The sequence below is a fragment of the Streptomyces cupreus genome (assembly GCF_014257025.1).
Classification (GTDB): Bacteria; Actinomycetota; Actinomycetes; order Streptomycetales; family Streptomycetaceae; genus Streptomyces; species Streptomyces cupreus.
Window position 1 is genome coordinate 46313 of sequence record NZ_JACMSF010000038.1, and the last position, 21987, is coordinate 68299.

Annotated in this window: 21 protein-coding genes and 1 tRNA gene; 10 read left to right on the top strand and 12 right to left on the bottom strand. The window is 68.9% G+C overall.

Annotation, left to right across the window (positions count from 1 at the left end):
• Positions 1–310: 310 nt before the first annotated feature.
• Both H4N64_RS29325 and H4N64_RS29330 read right to left on the bottom strand, forming a co-directional pair.
• Positions 311–646, bottom strand: a complete 336-nt coding sequence (locus H4N64_RS29325; RefSeq protein ID WP_186285451.1) for a LysR family transcriptional regulator — start codon at positions 644–646, stop codon at positions 311–313.
• 48 nt (positions 647–694) lie between these two features.
• The gene (locus tag H4N64_RS29330) at positions 695–1360 is read right to left on the bottom strand and encodes a ScbR family autoregulator-binding transcription factor (protein ID WP_186285452.1); all 666 of its coding nucleotides are present in this window, start codon (positions 1358–1360) and stop codon (positions 695–697) included.
• A gap of 159 nt (positions 1361–1519) precedes the next feature.
• Between H4N64_RS29330 and H4N64_RS29335 the strand changes: the two genes are divergently transcribed.
• Complete coding sequence (locus H4N64_RS29335; RefSeq protein WP_186285453.1) at positions 1520–2560, top strand: ScbA/BarX family gamma-butyrolactone biosynthesis protein; 1041 nt, start codon at positions 1520–1522, stop codon at positions 2558–2560.
• Between the two features lie 497 nt (positions 2561–3057).
• Here the strand turns inward: H4N64_RS29335 and H4N64_RS29340 are convergent, their stop codons facing one another.
• Entirely contained in the window at positions 3058–3822 is a 765-nt protein-coding gene (locus tag H4N64_RS29340; protein WP_186285454.1) for an SDR family NAD(P)-dependent oxidoreductase, read from the bottom strand.
• Between the two features lie 178 nt (positions 3823–4000).
• Between H4N64_RS29340 and H4N64_RS29345 the strand changes: the two genes are divergently transcribed.
• Positions 4001–4987: an NAD-dependent epimerase/dehydratase family protein gene (locus tag H4N64_RS29345; protein WP_186285455.1), complete on the top strand. Its 987-nt coding sequence runs from the start codon at positions 4001–4003 to the stop codon at positions 4985–4987.
• Positions 4988–5292: 305 nt separating this feature from the next.
• Positions 5293–6516, top strand: a complete 1224-nt coding sequence (locus H4N64_RS29350; RefSeq protein ID WP_186285456.1) for a beta-ketoacyl-[acyl-carrier-protein] synthase family protein — start codon at positions 5293–5295, stop codon at positions 6514–6516.
• 118 nt (positions 6517–6634) lie between these two features.
• Here H4N64_RS29350 and H4N64_RS29355 read toward each other — a convergent pair.
• A tRNA-Leu gene (locus tag H4N64_RS29355) sits at positions 6635–6718 on the bottom strand.
• 461 nt (positions 6719–7179) lie between these two features.
• Between H4N64_RS29355 and H4N64_RS29360 the strand changes: the two genes are divergently transcribed.
• The 6 genes from H4N64_RS29360 (at position 7180) to pknB (ending at position 15348) form a co-directional block, all read left to right on the top strand.
• Positions 7180–8037: an FhaA domain-containing protein gene (locus H4N64_RS29360; RefSeq protein WP_186285457.1), complete on the top strand. Its 858-nt coding sequence runs from the start codon at positions 7180–7182 to the stop codon at positions 8035–8037.
• Between the two features lie 10 nt (positions 8038–8047).
• Positions 8048–8563: an FHA domain-containing protein FhaB/FipA gene (locus H4N64_RS29365; protein ID WP_186285458.1), complete on the top strand. Its 516-nt coding sequence runs from the start codon at positions 8048–8050 to the stop codon at positions 8561–8563.
• Between the two features lie 120 nt (positions 8564–8683).
• Complete coding sequence (locus H4N64_RS29370) at positions 8684–10237, top strand: Stp1/IreP family PP2C-type Ser/Thr phosphatase (protein ID WP_260860040.1); 1554 nt, start codon at positions 8684–8686, stop codon at positions 10235–10237.
• A 27-nt stretch (positions 10238–10264) separates the two neighbouring features.
• Positions 10265–11704, top strand: coding sequence for an FtsW/RodA/SpoVE family cell cycle protein (locus H4N64_RS29375; RefSeq protein ID WP_186285459.1), 1440 nt, complete (start codon positions 10265–10267; stop codon positions 11702–11704).
• Positions 11701–13173, top strand: a complete 1473-nt coding sequence (locus H4N64_RS29380; protein ID WP_186285460.1) for a penicillin-binding transpeptidase domain-containing protein — start codon at positions 11701–11703, stop codon at positions 13171–13173. Before H4N64_RS29375 ends, H4N64_RS29380 begins: the two co-directional genes overlap by 4 nt.
• Before the next feature lie 171 nt (positions 13174–13344).
• Positions 13345–15348 carry a Stk1 family PASTA domain-containing Ser/Thr kinase gene (gene pknB / locus H4N64_RS29385; RefSeq protein ID WP_186285461.1) on the top strand — a complete coding sequence of 668 codons (2004 nt, stop codon included), beginning with the start codon at positions 13345–13347 and terminating at the stop codon, positions 15346–15348.
• 72 nt (positions 15349–15420) lie between these two features.
• Here pknB and H4N64_RS29390 read toward each other — a convergent pair whose 3' ends face one another.
• From H4N64_RS29390 to H4N64_RS29415, 6 genes are read right to left on the bottom strand one after another with little or no spacing between them, the layout of a single operon-like run.
• On the bottom strand, positions 15421–16158 hold the full coding sequence (locus H4N64_RS29390) for a class E sortase (protein WP_186285462.1): 738 nt from the start codon (positions 16156–16158) through the stop codon (positions 15421–15423).
• A 13-nt stretch (positions 16159–16171) separates the two neighbouring features.
• Complete coding sequence (locus H4N64_RS29395; protein WP_186285463.1) at positions 16172–17203, bottom strand: class E sortase; 1032 nt, start codon at positions 17201–17203, stop codon at positions 16172–16174.
• Positions 17200–17838, bottom strand: coding sequence for an aminodeoxychorismate/anthranilate synthase component II (locus H4N64_RS29400; protein WP_186285464.1), 639 nt, complete (start codon positions 17836–17838; stop codon positions 17200–17202). The genes H4N64_RS29395 and H4N64_RS29400 overlap by 4 nt, the downstream gene beginning before the upstream one ends.
• The gene (locus tag H4N64_RS29405) at positions 17835–18032 is read right to left on the bottom strand and encodes a hypothetical protein (RefSeq protein WP_186285489.1); all 198 of its coding nucleotides are present in this window, start codon (positions 18030–18032) and stop codon (positions 17835–17837) included. Before H4N64_RS29405 ends, H4N64_RS29400 begins: the two co-directional genes overlap by 4 nt.
• Positions 18033–18050: 18 nt before the next feature.
• Complete coding sequence (locus H4N64_RS29410; RefSeq protein WP_186285465.1) at positions 18051–18746, bottom strand: class E sortase; 696 nt, start codon at positions 18744–18746, stop codon at positions 18051–18053.
• Between the two features lie 18 nt (positions 18747–18764).
• Positions 18765–19544, bottom strand: a complete 780-nt coding sequence (locus H4N64_RS29415; RefSeq protein ID WP_186285466.1) for a DUF881 domain-containing protein — start codon at positions 19542–19544, stop codon at positions 18765–18767.
• Between the two features lie 141 nt (positions 19545–19685).
• Here H4N64_RS29415 and crgA point away from each other — a divergent pair, with 141 nt between their 5' ends.
• Complete coding sequence (gene crgA, locus H4N64_RS29420; protein ID WP_186285467.1) at positions 19686–19940, top strand: cell division protein CrgA; 255 nt, start codon at positions 19686–19688, stop codon at positions 19938–19940.
• A 280-nt stretch (positions 19941–20220) separates the two neighbouring features.
• Here crgA and H4N64_RS29425 read toward each other — a convergent pair whose 3' ends face one another.
• Positions 20221–21111 carry a rhomboid family intramembrane serine protease gene (locus tag H4N64_RS29425; RefSeq protein WP_186285468.1) on the bottom strand — a complete coding sequence of 297 codons (891 nt, stop codon included), beginning with the start codon at positions 21109–21111 and terminating at the stop codon, positions 20221–20223.
• Between the two features lie 99 nt (positions 21112–21210).
• Positions 21211–21738 (bottom strand): peptidylprolyl isomerase, encoded by a 528-nt coding sequence (locus tag H4N64_RS29430; protein ID WP_186285469.1) that lies wholly within the window; start codon positions 21736–21738, stop codon positions 21211–21213.
• Positions 21739–21987: the final 249 nt, after the last annotated feature.

A 21987-nucleotide genomic window follows, 5' to 3' on the forward strand; every position in this document is an offset into this window, starting at 1 on the left:
GAACGCCCCCACCCCCGTGGTTGCCGCACCGCGCACCGTCCCTTGCCGAAACACGCGTGAGCGGACGCAAACGCCGGAATTTCACATTCCAGGGCGCCGGAATAGATCATTCCGAGTGGAGGGGTCGGGAAACGGGGTACCGAGGGACTTCTTTCAGCCACGAAGGAATACGGAAGGAGAAATTCGGAATGACTTCTTCCGGGGGCCGGAACACCAAGGGCGGCTCCGGAACAACCAGAGCCGCCATGGCCGCCGCACTGGCGCAGCCGCGGGCGGTCGTACCGCCGAACCGCGCACGGACAAGCCCTTACTACCGAACCCGCGCCCCACTTCTGGCAGGTTCGCGCACACCCGCCCCCCGCCCCCGGCGCACAGGCGCCGTGCACACCGGCTGCGTAGCCACCGCCCGCCGCCCCGCCTCCGCCGCGTCGATGATGATCCGGGCGTACGGCAGCAGCCTCAACCCCGCCTCGGTCAGCTTCAGTTGGCGGTGGCTCCGATCGAACAGCGCGGCCCCGACAGACTCCTCAAGGTTCTGGATCTGCGCCGTCACCGTGGACTGCGCGTAGTTGAGGTTCCGCGCCGCACGAGTCACGCTCAACTCGGCCGCCACCTCACGAAATGCCCGTAGCTGCTGGATCTGCATGTGCCGCTCCCTTCGGGCGGCCCCCACGAGGGCCGCCCAGAACCGCTCTCAGACGGAGCTGTGAGCCGCGGACCCACGGGTCAGCCGCTTCCCGCGCTCCGCGGTGATGTCGAGCCGGGCGTACACCTCGGGCATGGCCAGCGTGCGGGCCATCAGGTCGTAGAGAACGGCGATCCGCTCCTCCACATCGGCCCGGTTCGTCATGATCTCCGACAGCAACTGCACGCCGGTGAACGCTCCCACCGCCGCCTCGGACACCGTGTCGACATCGATGCCCGGCACCAACTCCCCCAGCTCCTGGGCCTCCCCGAGCAGCCGGGTGCTGACCTCGATCCAGGCCTGGTAGGGCACCTTGCGGTCGATGACGTCATGCCCCTGGTCCACCGCGAGACGAATGCTGCCCTGGAGCATCCGGTCGAAGGTGAGCCGGTGCGCCACGAGCAGCGTCACGTCCACCCACTCCTGGATCTTCGGTGCCCCCGGCTCCTGCGGCGGCGCGAAGTAGCGGAACTGGTCCGCCACCTGCTCGTCCAGCACCGCCTGCGCCAGCTCGGCCTTGGAGGTGAAGTGGAAGTAGAAGGCCCCCTTCGTCACACCGCACCTCTGGTAGACGTCCGAGATCCTCGTGGCGGAGTAGCCGCACTCCGCGAAGACCTCGCCCGCCGCTTCGAGAATCGCCTGACGTGTCCTGATGGCTCGATCCTGCTGCGCCACTGGGCCCCCTTCCTTCGTCGTTGTTGATGATGAACACACGCGGGCTCGTATGCGGAACCACCCGCTCTCATTGAAAAACATACCCGCATGCGCGTATCTTACCGGCGGGGTTGGAACCAGTCACCCGTCATGCACCTTCTCGTTCCAGAAGGAAGAGCAATGACCACCAACATTGGTATTCACAGGGGCCGACGCCGCCACGGGGGGATAAGGAAGACGGTGTTCCCGGCCATGCCGGTCGCACCGGTCAGGCCGTTCATCCTGCCGCCCACGGCGTCGGTCGACACCAGGCTCGTACATCGCACGCACCGAAAGGACGTGCTGCCGACCGGCATCACCAAGCTCGACGACGGTCACTACACCGTCTCCACGCAATGGCCCGCCGACCACCGCCGTTTCACGGACGAACAGGGCAACTTCCTGCCCTCACTGGTCATCGAGAGCATCCGTCAGGCCGTGATCCTGGTCGCGCACGACGGCCTCGGCGTACCGCTCGGGCACCAGTTCCTGGTGTCGTCCGCGCACCACCGCGTGGACCCGAGCCGGCTGCTCGCACCCGACGCGCCGGCCCGGCTCGACCTCGATGTCTCCATCCACGACCTCAAGCACCGCCGAGGAATCCCGTCCTCGCTCCAGGCCCGGGTGGTCCTGCGGGTGGACGGCGAGATCATCGGCACCGGCGGCGGCGACTGCTCCGTCATGACCTCCGAGGTCTACCGCCGACTGCGCCGCGGCCGTACCGACACCGCCTGGTCCGCCGCGCTCACCGCGCCGCTGCCCGCACCCGTGCCCGCGCACTCCGTCGGCCGGACCCACGACTGCGACGTGGCCCTGGCCCCCGGGGACGAACCCGGCCACTGGCTGCTGCGGGCCGATGTGTCGAACGAGCTGATGTTCGACCACCCGAACGACCATATGCCCGCGATGGTCCTCCTCGACGCCGCCCAGCAGGCCGCGCACTCCGTCTTCGGACCGCGCCCCTTCCGGCCGTCGTCCTGCGAGGTCTTCTGCTCCCGCTACGTCGAGTTCGACTCGCCCTGCACCGTCCGCGCCGACCTGCGCGACGACGGCGACCGCGGCTGTGTCCTGTCCGTGACCGGACACCAGGACGGCGAGCAGGTCTTCGAGATCCTGTTCCGCGAACTGCCCTCCGCGCGCCAGGCCACAACGGCCCGGTCCCGCCGGAGCCGCGAGATCTAGTACGCGCACAGTCGGCACCTTCTCCCGCACCGCGCCGGATCCTCACCGGCCGCACGGCCCACTACCGGGCACCGCCCTTGCGACGATCCGCTACCGACACCCAGGCGCTCGCGCCGCCCCAGCCGCACATCCGCACCCCGGCATGTGTGGCGTCCGCGGCCCTCGCGCGCCGGGTCCTCCTCCGCGTGACCTCGCCGGCATCCGCCCATCCACCCTCACCGCCCTTCACCACTCATCCCTCATCCATCGACCGACCCGGCCCCATCAAGCGGGCCTTCGCTCACCCGCCCGAACCCGTGGGCCGCCGTTGCGCGGCCCGGGTGGGCGGGACCCCCGGCCCCGGCCGGGCACCGCACCTCGTTCCGTCTCAGTTCAGGAGCACGTCTCCCATGACCCGCACCGACGGAGTCCGCACGGCACGACCTGCCCCGGCGCCCTCTCCGCTTCTCCACCCGCACCGCTCACCCGTGGGCCACCGCCGTTGCGTCCCACCGTCCTCATCGCACCGTCCAGCCGCCGTCCACCGGCACCGTCGCGCCGACCACGAACGAGGCCCGGTCGCTGCTGAGCCAGGCCGCCGCCTCGGCGATCTCCTCCGGCACCGCGATCCGCGGCAGCAGCGCCGCCCGCGCCAGTTCCTCCGCCACCCCGGGCACTTTCGCCATCCAAGCGTCCGTCATTTCGCTGTGGGTCGCCCCGGGCACAATGGCGTTGACCCGAATTCCGCTCGCCGAATATTCCGCGGCGACCGCCTTCGTCAATCCGATGACCGCATGCTTCGCGGCGATATAGGGCGCGGCCACCGGGGTCGCCACAAGCCCCGCCGTACTGCTGGTGTTCACAATGGCGCCACCTCGGTCAAGCATGGCTGTGATTTCATGGCGAAGGCAGTTCCACATTCCGCGGACATTGGTGTCCATGACGGTGTCGTAGACCTCGTCGCTCATCTCGTGCATGGGCGTGCCCTCGGCCGCGACGCCGGCGTTGTTGAACGCCACGTCGAGCTTCCCGAATCTCTCCACGGCATGTGTCACCCCCTCTGCCACCTGCTCGTTTCTTGCCACGTCGACCACCACGTACTGGGCTTCGTACCCCTCGGCGCGCAGCTCGTCGACGAGCGCGGCGAGCCTTTTCCCCCGGCGGGCGGCCAGAGTGACCGCGGCGCCCTCCCGGCAGAAGACCCGGGCCGCAGCCGCCCCGATTCCACTGCTGGCACCCGTGATGAACGCGTGCTTTCCCTGAAGAAGTCCGCCGCTCCGCATGGCCTCACATTACCCGTTTCATAAGTCCCTGATTCGCGTCGTACTCGATTCTGACTCGAATCCTTCCCAAACCCTTTTACACAGCAACGGCAACCCCCATGCGCCGCTTTCTTCCCCCCTCCGTTCCGCACTGCCGCCCTGATCCCTTTTCCCGAGACGAGATCGGAAAGAAATTCACATGGCACCGACGCGACGGATACTGATCACCGGTGGCACCGGCTTCGTGGGCTCCCACGTCACCGGTCTGCTGTCCACCGGCCCTGACGCGATGGACTCCCCACAGCTGCGCCTACTCGTCCACAACCGGCCCCCAGCCCTCGACGACACGGGCCGGGTGGAGGTGCGCCACGGCTCGCTCGGCGACCCGCGCTCGCTGCGCGGGGTCTGCGACGGCGTGGACACCGTGCTCCATCTGGCCTCGCTGATCGGCGGCAGCCCCGCGGACTGCGCGGCCGTCAACGACGCGGGCACCGAGGCCCTGCTGGCGGAGGCCGCTCGCGCGGGCGTCGAGCGGATCGTCCAGCTGGGCACGACGGCCGTCTACCAGGACGAGCCGCACACCGGAGCCAAGGAGGGCGAGCCGGAGCTCGGCCCGTCCTCGCCGACGAGTGTCAGCAGGCTGGCCGGTGAGCAGCGGGTCCTCGCGGCCGGCGGCCTGGTCCTGCGCCCGCACCTGGTCTACGGCCCCGGAGACGTCTGGGTGGTCCCGGCGCTGGTGGACTTCCTCACCGCCTTCCCCCGTTGGATCGACGGCGGACGTGCCCGCACGTCCGTGATCGGTGTGCACGACCTGGCCCGGGTCGTGGCCGCGCTGGCCCTGCGGCCCGAACTGCCGCGTGGTGCCGTCCTGCACGCGGGCCGGCCGGAGCCGGTCCTGGTGCGGGACCTGATCGAGACGGTCTGCCGTGAGCTGCGACTGCCGCTGCCCGAGGGCGAGGTGTCCTACGACCGGGCGGCCGCCCTGACCGGCGCCGACCGGGACCGCCTGGTCCGGCGGCGTCTGTCGCTGCTCGCGGTCGACCACTGGTACGACAGCTCCCGTCTGTGGCAGTTGCTCGACATGGCGCCCACGAGCGGCTTCGCCCGTGACTTCGCCGTCGGTGCCACCTGGTACCGGTCCCTCCTGTCCCGACGTATGGACGGCGAGCTGTTCCCCACGAGGTGACGACCGGAACCGCCACACGGCCGCGAACCCCACCGGAATGTCCCCGTTCCAGTGGGGCGCCGCTGCACCGATGCCACGCTAGGCCGCCCTGACGCGATCTTTTCGCCGGGCCGCGCACGCGCCGTGGCACATCCGCGCACGACGACAGGGGTGCCGGAACGCCGGGTCGACCTGCCGGGACCCGGTGCCACGTTCACGCAGGATCTCTTGCCCGTTCGCGTCCGACGGGCCCGCCCGGCCCTTCGCCGGGCGATGGTGTCAGGACGTATCGACGATTGGTCCCGCAGGATCCGAGGAGACATCAGATGGCCCCGCACGGTGACGACGTACTGGTGACAGGTGTCGGTGCGCTGACACCGCTGGGCGCGAACGCCGCCGCGTCCTGGGAAGGCCTGCTGGCCGGGCGGTCCGGTGTGCGCGCGCTCGGCGCCGACTGGCCCGAGGAGCTGCCGGTGCGCATCGCCGGCACCGTGGAGGCCGATCCGGCCGAGGCGATGCCCCGGGCGCAGGCCCGCAAGCTGGACCGGGGCGAGCAACTGGCCGTGGCCGCCGCCCGCGAGGCCTGGCAGGACGCGGGCGTGCCCGCCGTCGAACCGGAGCGCCTCGCCGTCGTCGTCGGCACCGGCATCGGCGGCATCCTCAGCTCGCTGGGCCAGGACGACCTCTACGAGAGCTCAGGCATGCGGCGGCTGTCGCCGTTCGCGGTGCCGATGCTGATGCCCAACGGCCCGGCCGCCTGGGTCTCCATGGAGCTCGGCGCCCGGGCCGGCGCCCGCGCCCCCGTCAGCGCCTGTGCCTCCGGCGCGGAATCCATCGCGCTGGGCCTGGACCTGATCCGCGCGGGCCGCGCCGACGTCGTCGTCGCGGGCGGCACCGAGGCCACCCTGCACCCGTTCATGATCGCGGCCTTCGCCCAGATGAAGGCGCTGTCCGTGCGAGGAGGCGACCCGGCCGCGGTGTCCCGGCCGTTCGACGCGGCCCGCTCCGGGTTCGTGATCGCCGAGGGCGCCGCCCTGGTCGTACTGGAACGCGCGGAGTTCGCGCGGGCGCGCGGGGCCCGCGTCTACGGCGCGCTCGCGGGCGCGGCCGTGCAGTCCAGCGCCCAGCACATCACCGCCTCCGACGCGGAGGGCCAAGTACAGGCGATGCGTACGGCGCTGGCCGACGCGGGCGTCGAGGCCCGGGACATCGGGCACGTCCACGCGCACGCCACGTCCACCCCGAGCGGCGACCTCGCGGAGGCGGAGGCGCTGGCGAAGGTCCTCGGCGAGGGGGCCGCGGTCACCGCCACGAAGTCCATGACGGGCCACATGCTGGGCGCCTCGGGCGCGTTCGGCGCCCTGTCCACGCTGCTGTCCCTGCACCACGGCGTCGTACCGGCCGTCCGCAACCTCGACCACCAGGACCCCGAGGTCCGACTGGACGTGGTCCGCGGCGAGAACCGCACCGGCACCTGGGACGCGGCCCTCGCGAACTCCTTCGGCTTCGGCGGCCACAACGTGAGCCTGGTCATGAAGCGCGCGTCCTGACCACGCGGCACTCGACCCGGCGAGTGAGAGAGACCTCACATTGACGAACATCACACCGAGAGGAGCACCACAACACGAGAAAGCCCCCCAGGTCCAGGACCTGGGGGGCTTCCAGCGGTGCGCGAGGGGGGAGTTGAACCCCCACGCCCTTGCGGGCACTGGAACCTGAATCCAGCGCGTCTGCCTATTCCGCCACCCGCGCATTGGGTGTGTTTTCAGGCTCCGTTCCTTGCGGTGCGGCGCCTTCCGACACGCAGAACATTAGCACGCTGGATGGGGTGGATTCACATCCCTTGTCGCCGGGCAGCCGCCCACCTGCGGCGGAGCCACCGGCGCCGCCCGCTCACGTCTCAGGCCGTATCTGTTCACGTATCAACCTCGTACCGGTCCGGCCCGTCTGCCCAAGAGCCGGTCCGGGTCCACAGTCAGGTGCGGGACACTGGTCTGCGGCCGCCTCTACGATCCTTGGCAGGAGTACGTCCGAGAAGAGTTCGAAGGCGGGCTCCACAGGGAACTTCGACAGGCGTCGACACCCGTCGACCGGGCCGACAGGGGGAACCAGCCGATTCACCGGCGCGTGGATACGATCAGTAAGCAGTACCAGGTAAGGCAGTACCCGCAGGGCGGGACGCAGGACGAAAGCAGCTACGGAGGAGGTGCCCCATGGGAGTCCTGAAGAAGTTCGAGCAGCGTCTCGAAGGTCTGGTCAACGGCACGTTCGCCAAGGTGTTCAAGTCCGAGGTCCAGCCTGTGGAGATCGCGGGGGCGCTGCAGCGCGAGTGCGACAACAACGCCACCATCTGGAACCGCGACCGCACGGTCGTCCCCAATGACTTCATCGTGGAGCTCAGCGCGCCCGACTTCGAGCGCCTGAGCCCCTACTCCGGGCAGCTCGGCGACGAGCTCGCCGGCATGGTCCGCGACTACGCCAAGCAGCAGCGCTACAGCTTCATGGGCCCCATCAAGGTCCACCTGGAGAAGGCCGACGACCTCGACACCGGCCTGTACCGCGTGCGCAGCCGCACCCTGGCCGGCTCCACCGACCAGCAGGGCGGCGGGCCCGCCCCCGCCCCGGCCGGACGCCCCGGCGGCTACGGCTACCCGCCCGCCGCTCCGGCCGCGCCCGCGGGAGCGCCGCCCATGCCGAACGCGCCGCCCCCCGGCGGCGCCCGCCCCGGCGGCTACGGCTACCCGCAGCCCGCGGGCGGCCAGCGTCCCACGGCACCCGCGGCCGGCGGCCGCACCCGCCACTGGATCGAGATCAACGGCACCCGCCATCAGATCTCCCGCGCGACGCTCGTGCTGGGTCGCAGCACCGAGGCCGACGTGCGGATCGACGACCCCGGCGTCTCCCGCCGGCACTGTGAGATCCGGACCGGAACGCCCCCGACGATCCAGGATCTCGGGTCCACCAACGGCATCGTGGTGGACGGGCAGCACACCACCCGCGCTACGCTCCGCGACGGCTCGCGGATCGTCGTGGGCAGCACCACCGTTATCTATAGGCAAGCCGAAGGGTGAAGCGGGGGCAATGTCAGAGCTGACCCTCACGGTCATGCGGCTGGGTTTCCTGGCCGTCCTGTGGCTGTTCGTGATCGTGGCCGTGCAGGTCATCCGCAGCGACCTGTTCGGTACGCGCGTCACCCAGCGCGGGTCGCGCCGGGAGGCCGGACGCCAGCAGCAGCCGGCGCGGCAGGCGGCGCCACCGCAGCAGCGCCAGCAGACGGGCGGCGGTGGCCGTCAGCGCCGTAACGCCCCCACCAAACTCGTGGTCTCCGAGGGCACCCTCACCGGCACCACGGTCGCGCTCCAGGGCCAGACCATCACTCTGGGCCGGGCGCACGACAGCACGATCGTGCTGGACGACGACTACGCCTCCAGCCGGCATGCCAGGATCTACCCGGACCGCGACGGCCAGTGGATCGTCGAGGACCTGGGCTCCACCAACGGCACGTACCTCGACCGAACGCGGCTGACGACCCCCACACCGATTCCGCTGGGCGCGCCGATCCGCATCGGCAAGACCGTCATCGAGCTGCGGAAGTAGTACGAAAATGAGCGAGCGGAGCGAGCACGCAGCGGCGGCCCCCACGACGGGCCCCGGCGCGCTCCCGACCGGAGGGTGGGCACCGTGCGGATGTACCCGGAGCCGACGGGCGAGGTGCGCATGAGTCTGTCACTGCGCTTCGCCGCCGGATCGCACAAAGGCATGATCCGGGAGGGCAACGAGGACTCCGGATACGCCGGTCCCCGGCTGCTCGCCATCGCCGACGGCATGGGCGGCGCGGCGGCCGGCGAGGTCGCCTCCTCCGAGGCCATCTCCACCATCGTGGCCCTCGACGACGACGTCCCCGGCTCCGACATCCTCACCTCGCTCGGCACCGCCGTACAGCGCGCCAACGACCAGCTGCGCTCGATGGTCGAGGACGACCCGCAGCTGGAGGGTATGGGCACCACGCTCACCGCGCTGCTGTGGACGGGGCAGCGCCTCGGCCTCGTGCACGTCGGCGACTCGCGCGCGTATCTGCTGCGCGACGGTGTGCTCACCCAGATCACACAGGACCACACCTGGGTGCAGCGGCTGGTCGACGAGGGCCGCATCACCGAGGAAGAGGCCACCACCCACCCCCAACGCTCCCTGCTGATGCGGGCGTTGGGCAGCGGCGACCATGTCGAGCCCGATCTGTCGATCCGCGAGGTCCGGGCCGGCGACCGCTATCTGATCTGCTCCGACGGCCTGTCCGGCGTGGTGTCGCACCAGACCCTGGAGGACACCCTCGCCAGCTACCAGGGCCCGCAGGAGACCGTGCAGGACCTCATCCAGCTCGCCCTGCGCGGCGGCGGCCCCGACAACATCACCGTGATCGTCGCGGACGTCCTCGACCTGGACACCGGTGACACCCTCGCCGGGCAGATCTCCGACCAGCCCGTCGTGGTCGGCGCCGTCGCCGAGAACCAGCACCAGCTGCACGACAACGGCATCATGCAGACCCCGGCCGGACGCGCCTCCGGGCTCGGCCGCCAGGTGCCCGGACAGGGCGGCGGGGGCGGCGAGTTCGGCCCGCCCGGCTCCGGCGACGTCACCGGCTACATCAACACCGCCGGCTTCGGCGACTACGGCGACGACGACTTCGTCAAGCCCCGCAAGGGCCGCAAGTGGCTGAAGAGATCCCTCTACTCCGCGCTCGCGCTGGCCGTCGTCGGCGGCGGTCTGTACGGCGGCTGGCGGTGGACGCAGACCCAGTACTACGTCGGCGCCAACGGCGAGCATGTCGCCCTGTACCGCGGCATCAGCCAGGACCTCGCCTGGGTCTCGCTGTCGGAGGTGGAGAAGGACCACCCCGAGATCGAACTCAAGTACCTCCCGCCGTACCAGAAGGAACTCGTCGAGGCGACGATCGCCGAGGGCGGACTCGACGACGCCCAGAAGAAGATCGACGAGCTGGCGCTTCAGGCCTCCGCGTGCAAGAAGCAGGCCGAGCGGCAGGAGGCCGAGAGCGAGCAGAACGCCAAGACCGGCGAGGGCGAGGCCGGAGGCACCACGGGAACCACGCGTACCTCCCTCACGTCCAAGGCGTCACCGACACCGAACGCGTCGGAGAAGCCCTCGGGTTCACCGTCGACCTCCCCGTCCCCGTCCACGACCGCACCCACTCCCACTCCCGGCCCCACACTCTCGGAGGAAGAGCAGAAGGTCGTCTCGAAGTGCGGTACGCAGTAGGCAAGCCGTGAGAGGCCCCGTCACACGATGAGCAGTACTTCCAACACCTCGACGCACCACACGTCCACGATCGGCTCCATCGGCGCACCCAGCCGACGCAACACCGAGCTCGCGCTGCTGGTGTTCGCCGTCGTCATCCCGGTCTTCGCCTACGCCAACGTGGGTCTGGCGATGAACGACGAGGTGCCCGCAGGCCTGTTGAGCTACGGCCTGGGCCTCGGCCTGCTGGCCGGCGTCGGCCATCTCGCCGTACGGAAGTTCGCCCCGTACGCGGACCCGCTGCTGCTGCCGCTGGCCACGCTGCTCAACGGGCTCGGGCTCGTCGCCATCTGGCGGCTGGACCAGTCCAAGCGCCTCAGCAACTACGCCGAGGCCGCCCCCCGGCAGCTGCTGTACTCGGCGATGGGCGTCGCCCTGCTGGCGATCGTGCTGATCTTCCTCAAGGACCACCGCGTCCTTCAGCGCTACACGTACATCTCCATGGCCGGTGCGCTGTTCCTGCTGCTCCTCCCGCTCGTGCCCGGACTCGGCGCGGACGTCTACGGGGCCAAGATCTGGATCAAGATCCCGGGCCTCGGCACGCTCCAGCCGGGCGAGTTCGCGAAGATCGCCCTCGCGGTCTTCTTCGCCGGCTACCTCATGGTCAAGAGAGACGCCCTGGCCCTGGCCAGCCGCCGCTTCATGGGCCTGTACCTGCCGCGGGGCCGCGACCTCGGGCCGATCCTCGTCGTCTGGGTGATGTCGATCCTCATCCTGATCTTCGAGACCGACCTCGGTACATCCCTGCTGTTCTTCGGGATGTTCGTCATCATGCTGTACGTCGCCACCGAGCGGACCAGCTGGATCGTCTTCGGTCTGCTGATGTCCGCGGTCGGCGCCGTCGGTGTGGCGAGCTTCGAACCGCACATCCAGACCCGTGTGCAGGCCTGGCTCGACCCGATGCGCGAGTACACGCTCAGCCGGGAGGGCGTCCAGGACGGCATCGTCCACTCCGAGCAGGCCATGCAGGCCCTGTGGGCCTTCGGCTCCGGCGGCACCCTCGGCACCGGCCTCGGACAGGGCAACTCCGACCTGATCGGCTTCGCCGCCAACTCCGACTTCATCCTCGCCACCTTCGGCGAGGAGCTGGGCCTGGCGGGCGTCATGGCGATCCTGCTGCTCTACGGCCTGATCATCGAGCGCGGCATCCGCACCTCGCTCGCGGCCCGCGACCCGTTCGGCAAACTGCTGGCGGTCGGCCTGTCCGGCGCCTTCGGCCTCCAGGTCTTCGTGGTCGCCGGCGGTGTCATGGGCCTCATCCCGCTGACCGGTATGACGCTGCCGTTCGTCGCCTACGGCGGTTCCTCCGTGATCGCCAACTGGGCCCTGATCGGCATCCTGCTGCGCATCAGCGACACCGCGCGCCGCCCGGCGCCCGCCCCCGCCCCCAACCCCGACGCCGAGATGACCCAGGTGGTCCGACCGTGAACAAGCCCCTGCGCCGGATCGCGATCTTCTGTGGACTCCTGATCCTCGCCCTGCTCATCCGCGACAACTACCTGCAGTACGTCAAGGCCGACGACCTGGCGGACGACACCGAGAACCGCCGCGTCAACATCGAGCGCTACTCCACCCCGCGCGGCAACATCATCGTCGACGGCAAGGCCATCACCGGCTCCGTGGAGTCCAAGAGCGGCGACTACAAGTACAAGCGCACCTGGACCAACGGCCCCATGTGGGCGCCGGTCACCGGCTACTCCTCGCAGGCCTTCGGCGCCAACCAGCTGGAGAAGCTGGAGGACGGCATCCTCACCGGCACCGACGACCGGCTCTTCTTCCGCAACACGCTCGACATGATCACGGGCAAGGAGCAGGAGGGCGGCAGCGTCGTCACCACCCTCAACGGCGCCGCGCAGAAGGCCGCCTACGAGGGGCTCGGCGACAAGAAGGGCGCCGTTGCCGCGATCGACCCGGCCACCGGCAAGATCCTGGCGCTGGTCTCCACCCCGTCGTACGACCCGTCGAAGTTCGCCGGGAACTCCGACAAGGACGCGGAGGCCTGGAACGCCGTACAGAAGAAGAACAACCCCGACGACCCGATGCTGAACCGGGCGCTGCGCGAGGTCTACCCGCCGGGCTCCACCTTCAAGGTGGTCACCGCGGCCGCCGCCCTGGAGAACGGCGAGGTCTCGGGGATCGACGACGCCACCAAGACGCCGGACCCGTACCAGCTGCCAGAGACCACCGGTGACCCCCTCACCAACCAGCACGGTGAGTGCGAGAACGCCACCCTGAAGTACGCGCTCATGGTGTCCTGCAACACCGTCTTCGCGAAGATGGCCGACAACGTCGGCAACGAGAAGATGATCGAGCAGGCGGAGAAGTTCGGCTTCAACAACCCGGAGCTGGACACCCCGGTCCGCGCCGCGGAGAGCATCTACCCCGAGGACAACGCTCCGCAGAACGCCATGGACGGCATCGGCCAGGCCTCCAACCGGGCCACCCCGCTGCAGATGGCCATGGTCGCCTCGGCCATCGCCAACGACGGCAAGCTGATGAAGCCGTACATGGTCGACCAGCTCACCTCGAACCTCGACCCCATCGCGACGACCGATCCAGAGGAGCTGTCCCAGGCGGTCTCCGCGGAGACCGCGCAGAAGCTCCAGGAAATGATGGAGGCCGTGGTCAACGACCCGCAGGGCACCGGCTCCAGCGCGAGGATCGACGGGGCCACGGTCGGCGGCAAGACCGGTACCGCCCAGCACGGCCTGAACAACAGCGAGAAGCCGTACGCCTGGTTCATCTCCTACGCCAAGCTGTCCGACGGAAGCTCGCCGGTGGCCGTGGCCGTGGTCGTCGAGGACGGCGCCGCGAACCGTGACGACATCTCCGGTGGCGGTCTCGCCGGCCCGATCGCAAGGGACGTGATGAAGGCAGTCATCGACAGCAAGAAGTGACCCCGCTCACGCCACCTTCACATCGGTGCACGTTGCGATACCGGTCCTGTATCGGGTGACGGGCTTGGCCAGGTCACATAGAGCGAGCCGGGTACGGTAGGCCCGGACGGCAGCCTCCGAGCCGTACGAGCGTGCGGGTCGGGACCGACGGAGAGGGCTGGTAGGTAGCTTATGGAAGAGCCGCGTCGCCTCGGCGGCCGGTACGAGCTGGGCCAGGTGCTCGGCCGTGGTGGCATGGCGGAGGTCTACCTCGCGCATGACCAGCGCCTCGGCCGCACCGTGGCGGTGAAGACGCTGCGCGCGGATCTCGCGCGCGACCCGTCCTTCCAGGCCCGCTTCCGCCGGGAGGCCCAGTCGGCCGCCTCGCTCAACCACCCCGCGATCGTGGCGGTCTACGACACGGGCGAGGACTACATCGACAACGTGTCGATCCCGTACATCGTCATGGAGTACGTCGACGGTTCCACCCTGCGTGAGCTTCTGCACAGCGGCCGCAAGCTGCTGCCGGAGCGCGCGATGGAGATGACCATCGGCATCCTCCAGGGCCTGGAGTACGCCCACCGCAACGGCATCGTGCACCGCGACATCAAGCCGGCGAACGTCATGCTGACGCGCAACGGCCAGGTCAAGGTGATGGACTTCGGTATCGCCCGTGCGATGGGCGACTCCGGGATGACGATGACGCAGACCGCGGCGGTCATCGGCACCGCTCAGTACCTGTCGCCGGAGCAGGCCAAGGGCGAGCAGGTGGACGCGCGGTCCGACCTGTACTCGACCGGCTGTCTGCTGTACGAGCTGCTGACGGTACGGCCGCCCTTCGTGGGCGATTCCCCGGTGGCGGTGGCCTACCAGCACGTCCGTGAGGAGGCCCAGCCTCCGTCGGTCTTCGATCCCGAGATCACGCCCGAGATGGACTCCATCGTCCTGAAGGCGCTGGTCAAGGACCCGAACTATCGCTACCAGTCCGCCGACGAGATGCGGGCCGACATCGAGGCCTGCCTCGACGGCCAGCCGGTCGCGGCCACGGCGGCGATGGGCTCGGTCGGCTACGGCGGCTACCCCGACGACCAGCCGACGACGGCCCTGCGCTCCACGGACGCCGGCGCGACGTCGATGCTGCCGCCGATGAACCCGGACGACGGGGGCTTCGGCTACGACGACCGTCCGGACCGGCGCCGCCAGAAGAAGTCCAACACCTCCACAATTCTGTTGGTCGTGGCCGCGGTGCTGGTGCTGGTCGGCGCGATCCTGATCGGCAAGTGGATCTTCAGCGGGAACGGGGTGGCCAACACCTCGACGACCGCACCGGACGTCGTGGGCCTCACACTCGCCCAGGCCGAAGAGCGGGCCGGGAACGCCGAAGTGAAACTGGATCCGACGGAGAAGCCCTGCGAGAACCAGACGAAGGGCAAGATCTGCTCGCAGACGCCGACCGGTGGCACGACGGTGGACAAGAACTCGACCATCGAGGTGGTCGTGTCGACCGGTGCGCCGAAGGTGGCGGTGCCGAGTGTCCTCGGTGATGACTTCGAGGACGCCAAGGCGACGCTGGAGGGCGACAAGTACGAGTTCGTCGTCAAGAAGGTCGAGGAGGTGTCGTCGGAGCCGGAGGGCACCGTCACGGCACAGGACCCCGAACTCGGCGAGGAGGTCGAGAAGGGCTCCACGATCACCCTCACCGTGGCCAAGGCGCAGGAGCAGTCGACGGTGCCGGACGTCGTCGGCTCGACCTGCGACGAGGCCAAGGCGCGGATGACGGAGAACGACCTGGTGGGCGAGTGCACCGAGGTCGACACCCAGGACCCGAACCAGGTGGGCAAGGTCATCGCGACCACGCCGTCGCCGGGCGAGCAGGCCGACCCCGGCTCCAAGGTCAACATCCAGATCGGCAAGCAGGCGAACGCCCAGGTGCAGGTCCCGCCGATCCAGGGCCAGAAGCTGAAGGACGCCAAGAAGATGATCGAGGACGCGGGCCTCGTTGTGGGCAGCATCACGGGCTCCGACGACGACAACGCCACGGTCTTCACCTCGGACCCGGCCCCGGGCTCCACCGTCAACAAGGGCCAGACGGTCAACATCACCGCCTTCGACAGCGGCGAGAGCGGGGACGGCGGCAACGGCAACGGAGGAATCTTCGGCGGAGTGACGGGAACGTCATTCCGCACGGAGGACTGACCCCTCCTCAGGCGAGACAAACGGCCCCGGCTCCTCTCGAGAGGAGCCGGGGCCGTCGTATGCAAAGACCCGTCAGCGCAGTTCCTTCGGCGGGGTTCGGTATTCGTCCACCTTCTCCACCCGCTCCAGCTCGCCCCACACGATGTACCGGTACCGGCTCGTGTACACCGGGGTGCAGGTCGTCAGGGTGATGTAGTGGCCCGCCTTTTGCCTGCCCGATTCCTTCGGGACCGCGCCCAGGACGTTGACGTTGTACTTCGAGGTTTCCGGGAGGGCGGCGTAGACCTTGTAGACGTACCAGTTGTTCTTCGTCTCGAAGACGATCGGGTCGCCCTTCTCCAGCTTGTCGATGTTGTGGAACTTCGCGCCGTGGCCGTCGCGGTGGGCGGCGAGGGAGAAGTTGCCCTTCTTGCCGGAGGTCGGCAGGGTCGCCTTGACCGGGTCGGTGTAGTAGCCGGCGACGCCGTCGTTGAGGATCTCCGACGTCGTGCCCTTCTCGACCAGGATCGCGCCCCCGGTCATCGCGGGGACGTGCAGGAAGCCGATGCCGTTCTTCGAGCCGAACGCCACCGGGTCGTCGCCCTCCTGGGCCCAGCTGTCGCGGACCCTGTCGCCCTGCTGATCCGCCTTGCGGTCCGCGATGACGTTCGTCCACCACAGGGAGTAGACGACGAACAGACCCAGCACCAGGCCCGCCGTGATGAGGAGTTCTCCGAAGACGCTGATCGTCGCCGCGATACGGCCGGTGCCCCGGCGGCGCGGGGAGGCGGGGGTGCCCGTCAGCTCTTGCTGCTCGGTGGTGGCTGCCACTGTTCATCTGCCCTTACTGGACGAGCGCATCCGGCTTGCCCTTGCTGCGCGGCCGTTCCTCGACCATCTTGCCCCAGACGATCAGCCGATACTTGCTGGTGAACTCCGGCGTGCAGGTCGTGAGGGTGATGTAGCGGCCCGGCCCGGTGAACCCCGAGTCCTTCGGTACGGGGTCCAGCACGCTCACATTGCTGGGCGGCGTCACCGGCAGGATCGACGCCATCTTGTAGACGTAGTAGTCGTCCTGCGTCTCCACGACGATCGGATCGCCCGGCTCAAGCTTGTTGATGTAGCGGAACGGCTCCCCGTGCGTGTTGCGATGCCCCGCCAGACCGAAGTTCCCCGCCTTCGCGTCCGGCATCGCCGTCTTCAAATCGCCCTCGCCGTAATGCCCGACCATCCCCCGGTCCAGCACCTTCTTGTTGCTGATGCCCTCGGCGATGGGGACCACGACATCCAGCTTCGGGATGTGCAGGATGGCGAAACCCTGTCCGGGCTCGAAGGTTCCGGGGTTGCGCTTGCCGCTCTCCCAGTCCTCCTGGAGGTTGTTCCTCTCCTTGTCCGCCTGCGCATGCGCCCGCACGTTCGTCCACCACAACTGGTAGCTGACGAACAGCAGCATCAGCACACCGGTCGTGATGAACACCTCGCCGATCGCCCGGCTGGCCAGCACTCCCGGACTCGGCTTCCGCGCCCGCGCCTGCCGACGCGCCTCCACCCGCGACAAAGGCCTGCCGTCGGGCTCCGGAGCCTCCGGAGCCGGCTGAGGAGCGCCCCCATGGCGCCCACGACGCCGCTTGGCGGCCTTCCTGCGGGCCGCACGGCCCCCGACCGGGGTTCCGGTGGTGGAAGCGGCGGACGAGCCTCCAGAAGCGGACAGGGACTCGCCCGCTATTCGCAGCGCCACCGTCTCCTCATCGGGAGGCGGCAGCCACGGCTCAGCCGCACCGGCGCTGTCGTACCACTCCCCGAGCGCACCGGAACCCTCGTACGGCTGCTCCCCGTACGAGGCACCGGACTCGCGCTCGGGGCGCAGTTGGGTCACGCCGTGGCCCTGCCCACCACCGGGGCGAGCCCCGCCGACCTCGCCACGGCACCCTGGTCGCCGCACTCCACCAGCCAGTTCGCCAGCATCCGGTGACCGTGTTCGGTGAGCACCGACTCGGGGTGGAACTGCACGCCCTCGACCGGGAGTTCACGGTGGCGCAGGCCCATGATGATGCCGTCGTGGGTGCGCGCTGTGACCTCCAGCGCGCCCGGCACGGTGGCCGGCTCGGCGGCCAGCGAGTGGTACCGGGTGGCGGTGAAGGGGGAGGGCAGGCCCGCGAAGACGCCCTTGCCCCCGTGCTCGACGAGCGAGGTCTTCCCGTGCAGCAGCTCCGGCGCCCGGTCCACGACACCGCCGTACGCCACCTGCATCGACTGCATGCCCAGGCAGACGCCGAAGACGGGGACACCGGTGGCCGCGCAGTGGCGGACCATCTCGATGCAGACGCCCGCCTCTTCCGGCGTGCCGGGGCCCGGCGACAGCAGGACGCCGTCGAAGCCGTCCTGGGCGTGGGTGGTGGAGACCTCGTCGTTGCGCAGGACCTCGCACTCGGCGCCCAGCTGGTACAGGTACTGGACCAGGTTGAAGACGAAGCTGTCGTAGTTGTCGACGACGAGAATGCGCGCGCTCACTGGTTGTCCACCGTCACATCACCGAAGGGAAGAAGAGGCTCGGCCCACGGAAAGACGTACTGGAAAAGGATGTAGACCACGGCCACGACCAGCGCGAGCGAGATCAGGGCCTTCACCCACGCGTTTCCCGGCAGATGCCGCCAGATCCAGCCGTACATGCCGTCCCTTCCGTAGCGCCACGGCACCAGACTCACGCCGTACCGCCCACCAGACTAACGGCGCAGGGCCGCTGGTTTCCCGGCCTCCACAGGCTGTGTGGCGTCCAGATGCGCCCAGACGATCAGCCGGTGGCTGTGACCCCACTCCGGTTCGCACGTGGTGAGCGTGAGATAGCGGCCCTCGCGCGTGTACCCCGACTTACGCGGCACAGGGTCGATCACCTCAATGTCCGTGGGCACGGTTCTGTAAGGACCTTTGTCGATGCGATACGTGAACCAGGTCGTCCCGTCCGTCAGCACCACCGCGTCCCCACGACGCAGCCGGGGGAAGTCCTTGAAGGGATCGCCGTACGTGCGCCGATGGCCCGCGACCGAGAAGTTGCCCTTCTGCCCGAGCCGCGCGGTGCGCGCGTAGTGGCCGAGGCCCTTCTTGAGGGTGCCGGTCGACGTGCCCTCCAGCACGGGTTTGTTCCACGTGAAACCGAGCCGCGGGATGTACATGATCGCGAAGGGCTTGCCGCTCCGGTACGGCGCCGGCTCCGGCGGACCGCTCGCGGAGGCACCCGGCGCCCCGCTCGCCGTGGGCCGCACGCTCCCCCGCGCCCACTGCTCTTCCAACTGGTCGATCTGATCGTCCATCACATGGTCGGCCTTCACGCCCGTCCAGAACAGTACATAGACGACGAACAGAACAATCACGGTGCCGACGGTGATACACAGCTCGCTGACGGTCCTGACGACAAGGCGCACCGGCGCTCCCGGTCGGTCTCACTCCACGGGCTGGGCGTACTGCAGATCCACTGTGCCCGAGTAACCGGGAAGAGTCACCGTCCCTTCCTCGGTGACTTTCCAGCCCAGGCCGTACACATTGACGTAGACCATGTAGTTCTGGATCGCCGGACTCGCCGCGAGCGCCTTCTGGAGCTTCTCGGGCTCCCCGATCGCCGTGATCTTGTACGGCGGTGAGTAGACGCGGCCCTGGAGGATCAGGGTGTTGCCGACGCAGCGCACGGCGCTGGTGGAGATCAGCCGCTGGTCCATGACCTTGATGCCCTTGGCGCCGCCCTCCCACAGGGCGTTCACCACGGCCTGGAGGTCCTGCTGGTGGATGACCAGGTAGTCGGGCTGCGGCTCGGGATAGCCCGGGAGCTTCGCGGTGGCGTCCGGCGGGGCGTCGTCAAGGGTCACGGTGAGCGCCTCACCGGTCAGCTTCTGGGTGCCCGCGCTCTTCTCCAGGCCCGCGAGCTTCTCGTCCTCGGCCTTGGTGCTGCCGTCGTCCCGCTCCGCGAGGGTCTCCACATCCTCGCGCAGGGCCGCGTTGGACTCGTCGAGCTCGCCGTTCTTCAGGCTGCGCTCATGGATCAGGTCCGAAAGCTTCAGCAAGGAGGCGTCCGTGCGGATATTGGTGCCCTTGGCCGTATTGAAACTCGTGAAGAAAATGAGGCCCGCGAGAGCGAAGACGGCAGCGGTGAGCACCCGCACGGGCCGGAAGCGGCGCCCGCGGGCAGGACTGGATCCCGGTGGGGGGAAGTCGGCAGAATTGCTCAACGTACCCTTATCTCCTTCGGCGCCACGGAAGCACTACGCTAACGGACGCCCGGGGGAGCACTCAGTGTCCCCTTGTACGCTGCCCCGAGCCAGCCACAGTTCCCTGCGCGGCCACGCAGCGCATCGACAGGAGAGACCCTCGTGCCGAAGTCACGTATCCGCAAGAAGGCCGACTACACGCCGCCGCCGGCGAAGCAGGCGGCCGCCATCAAGCTGACCAGCCGTGGCTGGGTCGCACCCGTGATGCTGGCCATGTTCGTCATCGGACTGGCCTGGATCGTCGTGTTCTACGTGACCGACGGATCGCTGCCCATCGACGCCTTGGGCAACTGGAACATCGTGGTCGGTTTCGGGTTCATCGCCGCCGGATTCGGCGTCTCCACACAGTGGAAGTAACGGCCACTGCCCGGTGAACATACCTCTGCCCAGGGCTATCCCCTGAGTTATCCACAGCCATTGTCCACACGTGTGGGAAAAGAAAGACGATCTGTGGATAACCTCCCGGGCGTTGACGCCGGTATGACGGAAGTACTGGCAATCGAAAACCCGTTCGCCCCCTGCCTGACCTGCGGAAACACCGGTCAGCGACAGGGGGCACAGCTGTTCCCGCACAGTGTGCACAAGATCCGGCACGGGCTGTGGACAACAGTGCCGCTCACCTGTGGATACGCTCGGCTCAGGTGAGCTGGGCGGTCCTCAGCAGGGTGAGCCCGAAGACCACCGCCAGCACCAGCGCGCAGGTGCCGTACTGGACGAGGGCCCGCCGCTCGCGCGGGGCGTGGACCATGCCGTAGCCGATGACGACGCCGGCGACGAGACCGCCGATGTGGGCCTGCCAGGAGATGTTGAAGCCGGGGCTGAAGGTGAAGATCAGGTTGATCGCCAGCAGGGCGATGATGGGCCGCATGTCGTAGTTCATGCGGCGCATCAGTACGGCGGTGGCGCCGAAGAGCCCGAAGATGGCACCCGAGGCGCCCAGGGTGGCGGTGGTGGGGGAGGCCAGGAGGTAGGCGAGGGTGCTGCCGGCCAGACCCGAGACCAGGTAGAGGGCCAGGTAGCGGGCCCGGCCGAGGGCGGCTTCCAAGGGGCCGCCGAGCCACCACAGGCTGAGCATGTTGAAGGCGATGTGCCAGATCTCCTCGTGCGTGAACATCGAGGTGACCAGGCGGTACCACTCGCCGTCGGCGACGCCCTGGGTGGGCGGGCCGAAGGCGGCGGGCGACCAGGCGCCCAGGAGGACCAGGTCGTTCAGCAGGGACGACCTGGCCTGCACCGCGATGAACACCGCGAGATTGATCCCGATAAGGATCTTGGTGACGAGGTGGGGATCGGCGGTGAGGGTGCCGCCCGCGATCGTGCGCGGACGGGCCGCGGTGGGCGAGTGCCCGGTGCCGGAGCCGGTGCGCACGCAGTCGGGGCACTGGAAGCCGACGGAGGCGCTGACCATGCACTCGGGGCAGATGGGGCGCTCGCAGCGGGTGCAGCGGACGCCGGTCTCGCGGCCCGGGTGCCGGTAGCAGCCGGGCAGGCCCTGGGCCTGGTGCGCGCTGTCTGGCGCCTGGTCCATGAGATCCCCTAAGTCGTCGTCCCGGCAAAGCACCCGCCCCGCCCATCTTTACGGATGAGCGGGGCGATTGGTTCCCTTCGGACAGGCCCGGGGCCTGTTCTAGCGGGTCTCGACGACGACGGACTCGATGACGATGTCGTTGACCGGGCGGGTGGTGCGCGGGTTGATCTGAGTGGTGGAGATGGCGTCCACGACCTTCTGGCTGGCCGCGTCGATGACCTCGCCGAAGATGGTGTGCTTGCGGTTGAGGTGCACGGCCGGGGCGACGGTGATGAAGAACTGGGAGCCGTTGGTGCTCGGGCCCGCGTTGGCCATGGCCAGCAGATACGGCCGGTCGAAGCGCAGGTCGGGGTGGAACTCGTCCTCGAACTCGTAGCCCGGGCCGCCGATGCCGGTGCCCAGCGGGTCGCCGCCCTGGATCATGAAGCCGCTGATCACCCGGTGGAAGATCGTGCCGTCGTAGAGGGGGGCGGTCGACCGCTCACCGGTGGCGGGGTTGGTCCACTCACGCTCACCCTTGGCGAGTTCGACGAAGTTCCGCACCGTCTTGGGCGCGTGGTTCGGCAGAAGCCGCACGTCGATGTCGCCGTGGCTGGTCTTGAGGGTGGCGTGGAGCTGCTCGGCCACGATGTGCCTTCCTTTGTCTTCTGGTGACTCTCAGATCCTTGCAGAAATCCGGTCGAGTGACCCCGGGCCGGGGGCGCGGAGCGGCGATCCGTGGCATTGTCGACGACAAGCTCCTGTTGCCCCGTATTCATCTCTGTGGCCCGGAAACCGCTGCGTGACCCGGATGCCCGCTCTCACATGCCGCCGGGCTCATTGAGAGGCATGATCCCTAAAAGGGTGGAAGTCGAAATACGTAACGCCACCGAGGAG